This is a genomic window from Comamonadaceae bacterium M7527 (genome assembly GCA_021044545.1).
GTDB lineage: Bacteria > Pseudomonadota > Gammaproteobacteria > Burkholderiales > Burkholderiaceae_C > RS62.
In genome coordinates, this window is sequence record CP087990.1 from 1,563,649 (window position 1) to 1,575,439 (window position 11,791).

The window sequence follows — 11,791 nt, forward strand, 5'->3', positions numbered from 1 at the left end:
CGAATGGGTTTAAGCAGCGGCTTGTTGCAATGTGGCCAGCCACTCGGGCGGTGCCAGCGGGAAGCCCAGGCGCTCACGACTCTCTAGGTAGCTTTGCGCCACAGCGCGCGCCAAATTGCGTATGCGTCCAATGTAGGCGGCTCGCTCGGTCACGCTGATGGCGCCGCGCGCGTCCAGCAGGTTGAAGGTGTGCGCCGCTTTAAGAACTTGCTCGTAAGCTGGCAAGGTGAGCTGCGTCGCAATCAGGTGCACCGCTTGGCGTTCGTGGGCTGCAAACGCAGTGAACAAAAAGTCGGTGTCACTGTGCTCAAAGTTGTAGGCGGACTGCTCTTGCTCGTTTTGCAGGTACACGTCGCCATAGCTAACGGTATCTGTCCACTTGAGGTTGTAGACATTGTCCACGCCTTGCAGGTACATGGCCAAGCGCTCAAGGCCATAGGTGATCTCGCCGGTAGCGGGCTTGCAGTCAATGCCGCCAACCTGCTGGAAGTAGGTGAACTGCGTCACTTCCATACCGTTTAGCCACACTTCCCAACCCAGGCCCCATGCGCCAAGCGTTGGGTTCTCCCAGTCGTCTTCAACGAAACGAATGTCGTTTTGTTTGAGGTCAAAACCCAAGGCTTCAAGGCTGCCCAAGTACAAATCCAAGATGTTGTCAGGCGCGGGCTTTAGCGCCACTTGAAACTGGTAGTAATGCTGTAAACGGTTGGGGTTTTCGCCATAGCGCCCGTCTTTGGGACGGCGGCTGGGCTGCACGTAAGCCGCTTTCCAGGGCTCTGGGCCAATGGCGCGCAAAAACGTAGCCGTGTGGCTGGTGCCTGCACCCACTTCCATGTCATAGGGCTGCAACAAGGCGCAACCTTGCTTGTCCCAGTAGTTTTGCAGGGTAAGAATGATTTGCTGGAAAGTGAGCATGAACAACAACGCCGGTAATGCAAAAGAGCCTGTGCACGCCACACGGCGCACACTGGCGAAAACCCTTGATTTTACGACTGCTTTTGAGCGGCTAACCAAACCAGGCTCAAGCGGTGCGCCGCTTTGAGACCAATTCCGGCTGGCACACACGAAAGGGCATGCATTAACGGCCTCTTTTGCCTTTATGGGGGCGCAGTGTCGGCACTGGTGATTTGCTCGGCAGCGATATGCGCGCCGCACTAACTGGTGAGTGGCCTGGTTCGCTGGTGTGTGCGGGCCAGGTGGCGTCTTAAACCGGCTGCAGCCAGCACCAACAAAGACAACAGCCAAACAGGCGTATGACCCCAGCGCCCAGCCCACTGAACGTAAGGCGTTAAGCCACTGTGCCCTGTGAATGAGCCTAGCAACTGGCTGCGCTGGTTATGTGGCAGTTGCGCGGTCACGTCACCGTTGGCATCAATGATGGCTGTCGCACCCGTATTGGTCGCCCTGATCACGGGGCGGCCAGTTTCCATGGCGCGCCACCTGGCCATGAGCAAGTGATGGGCTATGGCCGGTGTACTGCCAAACCACGCCAAGTTGCTGACATTCACCCATGCAGTAGGCGTGCCGTTGCTGCGCCACAAGCGCTGGGCGAGTTCATCACCAAAGACGTCTTCATAGCAAATTTGCACAGCCAACTGCTGGCCATCCCATGCCATAGGCGGCTGATCCAAGCTACCACGGCTAAACCCACCCAGCGGTATGCCCATGGCATCTGTGAGCCACTGAAACCCTAACGGCACAAACTCGCCAAAGGGCACCAGGTGATGTTTGCCGTAAACATAAGGCGAAACCTGATCAGGCGACAGGCCCCACACAGCGTTGAGGTAGCTGCCATCACCTGCAGACAGCGGCATTCCTATGATGGCTGCGCGTTGCTCGCGATCCAGCCCGGTTTGCAGGCTGGTCCATACCTCAGGTGACAGATGCTGTGGCAGTTGCACCAATGCGGTTTCAGGCAGCACCACCAGTGGTGTTGTGGCTTGCTGCACTTGTTGCAGGTACCAACTGGTGGTTTGTGTACGACTTGATGCGAACTTGGCGTCTTGCTTGACGTTGCCTTGCACCAGGGTCACGTCACTGGTCTTGCCAGGTGTTGTCCATTGCGGCAGCCAACTGGCCACGTAGTGGGACGGCAGCAGCACAGCTGCAGTTAAGAAGCCAGCAAGCACCGCAGGTGCGCCAAACTTGGGGCGGCGCAACCACAACGCCCACCAAGCGCACAAGCCCACCAAGCAGGCCCCTACACCGCTGCTACCGAGTATTGCGGCTGAACCGCGCAAGTTATCCACATGGGTGTAGGCCAACTCGCCCCAAGGAAACCCCGTAAACCATTGCGCACGCAACCATTCGGCCAGCGTCCACGCCGCGGCCACAACAAGCGCCTGAAGCCAACGCTGCTTGGCACATGCTGGCAGTAAATAGGCTGTTGCACCGCCCAGGCACACCGCCATGTACAAGGCGAGGGCTGCGCCTAGCAACAGCACCAAAGCCGCAGCGGCGAGATAGTACAGGTTGGTGTAGGTCGTCATGGCGTGCACCAACCACCACGTCACGCTGGCCAGCCAGTTGGTGGCCAACCACCATGTTTGAAGCATTTGCGTACGCGGCTTGGCGGGGCTTAACAGCAGGTAAAACACAGCCGTTAGTGCCACCAGCTGTAAAGCAGAAGCGGCTGGTGCAAGGCCAAGCCCACGGCCTCATGCGCCCACGGCCAGGCAAATGACCACGCCAACAGCCAACCCAATACCGCTAGCGCGGCAAAAACAAACCATTGGGGCTTTACGGTTGTGGGCGTCCGCAACTGCAGCCTGTTAGCCAGCATGTGAAACGCCTGGCGCCTACTGCCCAGTAAGCGACTCATCCTGGTCTTTAGCTGCGCTGGGCAGGACTTTAAACCAGCGTACCGCGCCACCCTTAGCGTGCATGACCTCTAAGCGCAAACCAAAGCCTTCAAACACCTCGCCACGTTTCGGGACATGGCCCATTTCGTGAGCGACGAGACCGCCTACGGTGTCAAAGTCTTCCTCGGGTAGTGCCAAGGCAAACGCTTCGTTGATGCGTGAAATCGCGGTGTCACCATTTACCCGCCATGTCTTGTCTGTGAGGCTGTAGATGTCACCCGCGTCCTCGTCTTCGTCAAACTCGTCTTCAATTTCGCCAACGATTTCTTCAAGCACGTCTTCAATGGTGATCAGGCCAGCCACGTTGCCAAATTCGTCTATGACAACGGCAAGGTGGTTGCGGTTGCTTCTGAAGTCTCGTAGCAAGTCGTTGAGGCGTTTGCTTTCAGGCACAAATACAGGCGGACGCAGCAAAGCCCTGATACTGAACTCAGGTGCACGTTGCAACTTGAGCAAGTCTTTGGCCATCAGAATACCGATGATGTTGTCGCGCTCATCTTCAAACACGGGAAAGCGCGAGTGTGCTGTTTCTATGACCTGGGCAAATAAATCGTCAAGAGGCGCGTTGATGTCCAGCGTATCCATGCGTGGCGCGGCGACCATAACGTCGCCGGCAGTCATATCGTTCATACGCAGCACGCCCTCCAGCATTCGCCGGTCGTCTGCGTCTATGAGTTGCTTGGATTGTGCAATCGCCAGCTGCTCCAGCAAACCCTTGATACCTTCTGGGCTGGGGTGTAAGAGTTCAGCGATGCGTTGCAAAAGCCCGGCTTGTCAGCGGGACTGGTTGGTTGGCCGGCTTGCGGCCCCGTAGGATATGGGTCAGTCACGAATAGCGTGGCAGTAGTTGATCTGCTCCGAGCATAACCCATGTTTAAAGCATTGAGGCCAGACAGGGTTAAGACGCGGCCAGCTCGCTATCCAAACAGCAGGCCCAGGCGGCTAAGGTAACGTGCAATATGCCGGTGCATGCGCTTGGCATAGTAATCTGTACGGGCCCACCTGTCATAGAGTGTGGCTTGCCACATGGTTTTAAATGTGGGCGGCGGCAACTTGATGTGGGCCATGCTGTCACCACCGTCACGCTCTATGGTCGCGCCAGCGCTGCGCGCCATTTGTATCATCGTGGCATTTTCACTGAGCGCGTGCACGATGAGGTGTTGCACACCCTGGTTACGCGCATGCGCGATGCAACGATTAAACAGCGCGCGACCAAAACCCATACCCCTGCATTTCACCTCCACGCTCACGCCAAACTCAGCCGTATTCGCCTGTTGGTGTATGGATGTTGCGATGTAAGACAGTTGGGCCATGCCCAATAGCTCTAACCTATCATCAAATATGCCGAACAAGGTGCATTGACTGTGATCCAGCCTGGCCACAAATCGTTCAATTTGCTCACCAGTGGGCAAGTAGCCAAACCTTAAATATCGGTCGGGTTCAGATAGGGCTAACAAGTGGCGTAGCATCGCTGGGGCATGACGCGGCTTGAGTACGCGCACGCGCAGTGATGTGCGCATAGTCGGCGTTATCAGGCCTGCTAACGGCGATTTGCTGACGTCTTGTCGGCGTTTTGGAGAGCTGTCCATACGCTGAATTATGAGGGTTTTCCCTAGGTTAAATACTGTCTAGGGTTACTTTTTTGTTGCGTCGCACCATTTGCTATGTGGTCACTGTTGCATGCACGACACGTCACCCGCTATAGGGCCCACACAATAGGTCAACCATGAGTCACCGATACGCCCTTCCATCTGGCACACACGTCTTCGAGCGAGGTTGGCTATCCAGCAACAATGTGCTGTTGGTTGGCTCGGATTGCACTGCACTCGTAGACAGCGGCTATTCATCACACGCGCCACAAACACTCGCTCTTGTGCGAAGCAAATTGGCGGATCGTCCCCTAGACTTATTGATCAACACGCACCTGCACAGCGACCACTGTGGCGGCAACGCCTTGCTACAAGCGGAATACAGCGGCCTGACAACGCTTATCCCGTCCGGTAACGCCGACGCAGTTGCAACGTGGGATCAGGACGCGCTCACCTACAAAGCCACCGGTCAACACTGCCAACGATTTGCCTTTACAGGCACGCTGGCTGTGGCGTCCACCATATTGCTTGGCGAACATGAGTGGCAAATACACGCCGCACCAGGGCATGACCCAGACTCTGTTGTATTGTTTGAACCGCTCACACGCACGCTTATCTCCGCCGATGCGCTCTGGGAAAACGGTTTTGGCGTGGTCTTTCCCGAGCTGGAAGGCATAGATGCCTTTGATGCAGTGGCTGCCAGCATAGACTTGTGCGAGCGCATGGAACCCAACATCGTCATTCCCGGCCACGGCCCTGTTTTTACAGATGTCGCAGCTGCCATCCGTCGTGCCCGCTCGCGTCTTGATTATTTGAGGGATGGCGATACGCCCATCAACCACAGCCTCTATGCAGCTAAAGTGCTTTTAAAGTTCTTCTTGTTGGAACGCCAGCGTGTGACACAGGCCGACGCCATAGACTGGCTTACCAACATGCCTTATTTCAAACTGTTGCAGCAAAACCTGGCCCTGCATCTTGCAGGGACCGCGGTGGAGCTGGACCAATCACCCGACAAGGCGATAGCGCGCTGGCTGCTAGACACACTGTGCGCATCAGGTGCCGCCAAAATCGAAGGCGACCATATTGTCAACACGTGAACGCGTTGACTAGCCAAAACGTATAGACAAAAGAAAACGCCCCAGTCGAAGACTGAGGCGTTGTCTAGTTGTAAGAGCCTGACGATGACCTACTTTCACACGGGCATCCGCACTATCATCGGCGCTGACGCGTTTCACTGTCCTGTTCGGGATGGGAAGGAGTGGTACCACGTCGCTATGGTCATCAGGCATAAACGGTTGTCCGCCCTGTCTTGTGCTTGCACCCCCTTCAGGGACACGCGCTCAACAGAGCAAACGAATTCATAGAATCGAAATCGGTACTTTTTGATTGCTGCCAACGAGCTTGGCATAAACAACTGGAATCCATTCCAGTGTTGCACTCTGACAGAGCGCAGCTTGCAGCTTTTCAGCCAACAGCCACGTCCTCAAAGTTATAGGGTCAAGCCTCACGAGCAATTAGTACTGGTTAGCTTAATGCATTGCTGCACTTCCACACCCAGCCTATCAACGTCCTGGTCTTGAACGACTCTTTAGGGGGCTCAAGGCCCCGGCAGATCTCATCTTGAAACGAGTTTCCCGCTTAGATGCTTTCAGCGGTTATCTCTTCCACACTTAGCTACTCGGCAATGCCACTGGCGTGACAACCGATACACCAGAGGTGTGTCCACTCCGGTCCTCTCGTACTAGGAGCAGGCTTCCTCAAATCTGCAGCGCCCACGGAAGATAGGGACCAAACTGTCTCACGACGTTTTAAACCCAGCTCACGTACCTCTTTAAATGGCGAACAGCCATACCCTTGGGACCGGCTACAGCCCCAGGATGAGATGAGCCGACATCGAGGTGCCAAACACCGCCGTCGATATGAACTCTTGGGCGGTATCAGCCTGTTATCCCCAGAGTACCTTTTATCCGTTGAGCGATGGCCCTTCCATTCAGAACCACCGGATCACTATGTCCTGCTTTCGCACCTGCTCGACTTGTCAGTCTCGCAGTTAAGCACGCTTATGCCATTGCACTATCATCACGATGTCCGACCGTAATTAGCGTACCTTCGAACTCCTCCGTTACACTTTGGGAGGAGACCGCCCCAGTCAAACTGCCTACCATGCACTGTCCCCGATCCAGATAATGGACCTAGGTTAGAACCTCAAACACACCAGGGTGGTATTTCAACGTTGGCTCCACGCGATCTAGCGACCACGCTTCAAAGCCTCCCACCTATCCTACACAGATCTGTTCAAAGTCCAATACAAAGCTACAGTAAAGGTTCATGGGGTCTTTCCGTCTTTCCGCGGGGAGATTGCATCATCACAAACATTTCAACTTCGCTGAGTCTCTGGAGGAGACAGTGTGGCCATCGTTACGCCATTCGTGCAGGTCGGAACTTACCCGACAAGGAATTTCGCTACCTTAGGACCGTTATAGTTACGGCCGCCGTTTACTGGGACTTCGATCAAGAGCTTGCACCCCATCAATTAATCTTCCAGCACCGGGCAGGCGTCACACCCTATACGTCCACTTTCGTGTTTGCAGAGTGCTGTGTTTTTAATAAACAGTCGCAGCCACCTATTCTTTGCAACCCCTTTTAGCTCCAGACGCGAAGTCCTTCACTGACTCAGGGCACACCTTCTCCCGAAGTTACGGTGTCAATTTGCCGAGTTCCTTCTCCAGAGTTCTCTCAAGCGCCTTAGAATACTCATCTCGCGCACCAGTGTCGGTTTGCGGTACGGTCGTTACAAGCTGAAGCTTAGTGGCTTTTCCTGGAAGCATGGTATTACTCACTTCAGGTGCAAGCACCCTCGTTATCACCCCTCATCTTAGCCCGGCGGATTTGCCTACCAGGCATGACTACAGGCTTGAACCAACATATCCAACAGTTGGCTGAGCTAACCTTCTCCGTCCCCACATCGCACTTGTAATCGGTACAGGAATATTGACCTGTTTCCCATCAGCTACGCATCTCTGCCTCGCCTTAGGGGCCGACTCACCCTACGCCGATGAACGTTGCGTAGGAAACCTTGCGCTTACGGCGAGGGGGCTTTTCACCCCCTTTAACGCTACTCATGTCAGCATTCGCACTTCTGATACCTCCAGCAGACTTCACAATCCACCTTCACAGGCTTACAGAACGCTCTCCTACCACTTGCAATAAATTGCAAATCCGCAGCTTCGGTAACTGGCTTAGCCCCGTTACATCTTCCGCGCAGGACGACTCGATCAGTGAGCTATTACGCTTTCTTTAAATGATGGCTGCTTCTAAGCCAACATCCTGACTGTTTTAGCCTTCCCACTTCGTTTCCCACTTAGCCAATTTTAGGGACCTTAGCTGGCGGTCTGGGTTGTTTCCCTCTTGAGTCCGGACGTTAGCACCCGGTGCTCTGTCTCCCAAGCTGTACTCAACGGTATTCGGAGTTTGCCTTGGTTTGGTAAGTCGCCATGACCCCCTAGCCAAAACAGTGCTCTACCCCCGTCGGTAATACTTGAGGCACTACCTAAATAGTTTTCGGAGAGAACCAGCTATTTCCAAGTTTGTTTAGCCTTTCACCCCTATCCACAGCTCATCCGCTAATTTTGCAACATTAGTCGGTTCGGACCTCCAGTACCTGTTACGGCACCTTCATCCTGGCCATGGATAGATCACTTGGTTTCGGGTCTACACCCAGCGACTAATTCGCCCTATTCGGACTCGGTTTCCCTACGCCTTCCCTATTCGGTTAAGCTTGCCACTGAATGTAAGTCGCTGACCCATTATACAAAAGGTACGCAGTCACCCCATAAAGAGGCTCCTACTTTTTGTAAGCATACGGTTTCAGGATCTATTTCACTCCCCTCCCGGGGTTCTTTTCGCCTTTCCCTCACGGTACTAGTTCACTATCGGTCGATGATGAGTATTTAGCCTTGGAGGATGGTCCCCCCATATTCAGACAGGATTTCACGTGTCCCGCCCTACTTGTCGTTAGCTCAGTACCACGCGTTGCTTTTCACGTACGGGGCTATCACCCACTATGGCCCGCATTTCCAAACGGTTCCGTTAAACATCGCGCTATCACTAACAGGCTCTTCCAATTTCGCTCGCCACTACTTTCGGAATCTCGGTTGATTTCTTTTCCTCGAGCTACTTAGATGTTTCAGTTCACTCGGTTTGCCTCACATACCTATGTATTCAGTATGTGATACCCCTAAGGGTGGGTTTCCCCATTCAGACACCTCCGGATCAAAGCTTATTTGCCAGCTCCCCGAAGCTTTTCGCAGGCTATCACGTCTTTCATCGCCTATCATCGCCTAGGCATCCACCATATGCTCTTATTCACTTGACCCTATAACTTTGACCTCTGCACGCATCTCTGCGCGCAAAATACCAAGTTACACATCAAGGAACGTATTCACGTTATTTATGCCGTATTCAATTCGCAGTTCACGTTAAGAACTTTTTTGCAAACTGAAATATTCGTTGACGCAATCAAAAATTGTTGCTGACGGCACGGTGATGCATAAAACCTTTACGAATGTGCATCTTCCGTCAGCAACGCTGATTTCGACTCTATGAATTTTTAAAGAACAGCCGTGTCATCTGTCTTGCCCTTGCGAACAAACCAAACAACAACATTGATTAATCAGATCAACCAATAACAAAATCGCTTCCCAGGATCCACTCCCAGAAAGCCGCTTTGTTATTGACTCATGACAAGACACATAACGCTGTTAACGTTACAACCGATAAACCCTAAACAGTTATCAACACTATGAAGTGGTGGAGGATGACGGGATCGAACCGACGACCCCCTGCTTGCAAAGCAGGTGCTCTCCCAGCTGAGCTAATCCCCCAAACTCTTGATGCGTGCAAGAAAGACATATAAACCGTCGACCATCTCTACCGATAGCGCAACAACCTATACACACTGGTGGGTCTGGTTGGACTCGAACCAACGACCCCTGCGTTATCAACACAGTGCTCTAACCAGCTGAGCTACAGACCCAGAAACGTTCACCAACAACTTGCACAAACCAAACCCCAACGAGCTCAGTTCACACAACCTGCCAATGACATCTTTCTAACAACCGATAAGTGTGGACGCATGGAATCAGACTCGTCTGATGTGTTTCCAGAAAGGAGGTGATCCAGCCGCACCTTCCGATACGGCTACCTTGTTACGACTTCACCCCAGTCACGAACCCCGCCGTGGTAATCGCCCCCCTTGCGGTTAGGCTAACTACTTCTGGCGAGACCCGCTCCCATGGTGTGACGGGCGGTGTGTACAAGACCCGGGAACGTATTCACCGTGACATTCTGATCCACGATTACTAGCGATTCCGACTTCACGTAGTCGAGTTGCAGACTACGATCCGGACTACGACTGGCTTTATGGGATTAGCTCCCCCTCGCGGGTTGGCAACCCTTTGTACCAGCCATTGTATGACGTGTGTAGCCCTACCCATAAGGGCCATGAGGACTTGACGTCATCCCCACCTTCCTCCGGTTTGTCACCGGCAGTCTCATTAGAGTGCTCAACTAAATGTAGCAACTAATGACAAGGGTTGCGCTCGTTGCGGGACTTAACCCAACATCTCACGACACGAGCTGACGACAGCCATGCAGCACCTGTGTTACGGCTCTCTTTCGAGCACCAATCCATCTCTGGAAAGTTCCGTACATGTCAAGGGTAGGTAAGGTTTTTCGCGTTGCATCGAATTAAACCACATCATCCACCGCTTGTGCGGGTCCCCGTCAATTCCTTTGAGTTTCAACCTTGCGGCCGTACTCCCCAGGCGGTCAACTTCACGCGTTAGCTTCGTTACTGAGAAAGTAAATTCCCAACAACCAGTTGACATCGTTTAGGGCGTGGACTACCAGGGTATCTAATCCTGTTTGCTCCCCACGCTTTCGTGCATGAGCGTCAGTACAGGTCCAGGGGGCTGCCTTCGCCATCGGTGTTCCTCCGCATATCTACGCATTTCACTGCTACACGCGGAATTCTACCCCCTCTACCGTACTCTAGCCTTGCAGTCACAAGCGCAATTCCCAGGTTGAGCCCGGGGATTTCACGCCTGTCTTACAAAACCGCCTGCGCACGCTTTACGCCCAGTAATTCCGATTAACGCTTGCACCCTACGTATTACCGCGGCTGCTGGCACGTAGTTAGCCGGTGCTTATTCTTACGGTACCGTCATGAGCCCCCTTTATTAGAGAGAGCCTTTTCGTTCCGTACAAAAGCAGTTTACAACCCGAAGGCCTTCTTCCTGCACGCGGTATTGCTGGATCAGGCTTTCGCCCATTGTCCAAAATTCCCCACTGCTGCCTCCCGTAGGAGTCTGGACCGTGTCTCAGTTCCAGTGTGGCTGGTCGTCCTCTCAGACCAGCTATAGATCGTCGGCTTGGTGAGCCTTTACCCCACCAACTACCTAATCTAACATCGGCCGCTCCATTCGCGCGAGGCCCTAAGGTCCCCCGCTTTCATCCGTAGATCGTATGCGGTATTAGCACAGCTTTCGCTGCGTTATCCCCCACGATTGGGCACGTTCCGATGCATTACTCACCCGTTCGCCACTCGCCATCAGGTGCAAGCACCTATGCTGCCGTTCGACTTGCATGTGTAAAGCATACCGCCAGCGTTCAATCTGAGCCAGGATCAAACTCTTTAGTTCGATCTTGAATTGTTTGCCAAGTAAACTTGGCCACTCATTAAAACCAACATGAAGTCATTGACTCCACATCTTTACTGTTCTAGTGAGCGTTTGTTGTGTTCCTAAGAACTGTCAGCACGTCGCTAACTCCAAACGCCCACGCTTATCGGCTGTAATTTGTTAATGAACCTTTTTCTCTAAAAGCCCCGCCGCGATCAGCGAAGCCCTCGATTATGACACACTTTTTTGGGTGCTTGCAAGTATTTTTAAAAATATTTTGCCAACACTCAAGAAACTGTACCCTGCACACCCTTCACGGGCGCACAGACCCTACAGCAATAAGAAACGCCCCAGTCGAAGACTGAGGCGTTGTCTAGTTGTAAGAGCCTGACGATGACCTACTTTCACACGGGCATCCGCACTATCATCGGCGCTGACGCGTTTCACTGTCCTGTTCGGGATGGGAAGGAGTGGTACCACGTCGCTATGGTCATCAGGCATAAACGGTTGTCCGCCCTGTCTTGTGCTTGCACCCCCTTCAGGGACACGCGCTCAACAGAGCAAACGAATTCATAGAATCGAAATCGGTACTTTTTGATTGCTGCCAACGAGCTTGGCATAAACAACTGGAATCCATTCCAGTGTTGCACTCTGACAGAGC

Annotated in this window: 5 protein-coding genes, 2 tRNA genes and 4 rRNA genes; 1 reads left to right on the plus strand and 10 read right to left on the minus strand. The window is 53.4% G+C overall.

Annotated features, from left to right (window positions below; all coding sequences use genetic code 11):
• Nucleotides 1–9 precede the first annotated feature (9 nt).
• The 4 genes from glyQ to LN050_07670 form a co-directional block, all read right to left on the minus strand.
• The gene (glyQ, locus tag LN050_07655; protein UFS55692.1) at nt 10–915 is read right to left on the minus strand and encodes a glycine--tRNA ligase subunit alpha; all 906 of its coding nucleotides are present in this window, start codon (nt 913–915) and stop codon (nt 10–12) included.
• 239 nt (nt 916–1,154) lie between these two features.
• Nucleotides 1,155–2,597, minus strand: a complete 1,443-nt coding sequence (gene lnt / locus LN050_07660; protein UFS55693.1) for an apolipoprotein N-acyltransferase — start codon at nt 2,595–2,597, stop codon at nt 1,155–1,157.
• Nucleotides 2,598–2,798: 201 nt separating this feature from the next.
• Nucleotides 2,799–3,623, minus strand: coding sequence for a CBS domain-containing protein (locus tag LN050_07665; GenBank protein UFS55694.1), 825 nt, complete (start codon nt 3,621–3,623; stop codon nt 2,799–2,801).
• Nucleotides 3,624–3,778: 155 nt separating this feature from the next.
• On the minus strand, nt 3,779–4,450 hold the full coding sequence (locus LN050_07670; GenBank protein ID UFS55695.1) for a GNAT family N-acetyltransferase: 672 nt from the start codon (nt 4,448–4,450) through the stop codon (nt 3,779–3,781).
• Between the two features lie 137 nt (nt 4,451–4,587).
• Between LN050_07670 and LN050_07675 the strand changes: the two genes are divergently transcribed.
• Entirely contained in the window at nt 4,588–5,547 is a 960-nt protein-coding gene (locus LN050_07675) for an MBL fold metallo-hydrolase (protein ID UFS55696.1), read from the plus strand.
• Nucleotides 5,548–5,623: 76 nt separating this feature from the next.
• Here LN050_07675 and rrf (LN050_07680) read toward each other — a convergent pair.
• From rrf (LN050_07680) to rrf (LN050_07705), 6 genes are all read right to left on the minus strand, one after another.
• A 5S ribosomal RNA gene (gene rrf / locus LN050_07680) occupies nt 5,624–5,736 on the minus strand.
• Nucleotides 5,737–5,943: 207 nt separating this feature from the next.
• A 23S ribosomal RNA gene (locus LN050_07685) occupies nt 5,944–8,825 on the minus strand.
• A 432-nt stretch (nt 8,826–9,257) separates the two neighbouring features.
• Nucleotides 9,258–9,333, minus strand: a tRNA-Ala gene (locus LN050_07690).
• Between the two features lie 75 nt (nt 9,334–9,408).
• Nucleotides 9,409–9,485: transfer RNA gene (locus LN050_07695), tRNA-Ile, on the minus strand.
• A gap of 130 nt (nt 9,486–9,615) precedes the next feature.
• Nucleotides 9,616–11,151, minus strand: a 16S ribosomal RNA gene (locus LN050_07700).
• A 364-nt stretch (nt 11,152–11,515) separates the two neighbouring features.
• Nucleotides 11,516–11,628 (minus strand): 5S ribosomal RNA (rrf, locus tag LN050_07705).
• Together the 16S, 23S and 5S rRNA genes with 2 tRNA genes alongside form the textbook arrangement of a ribosomal RNA operon.
• Nucleotides 11,629–11,791 lie beyond the last annotated feature (163 nt).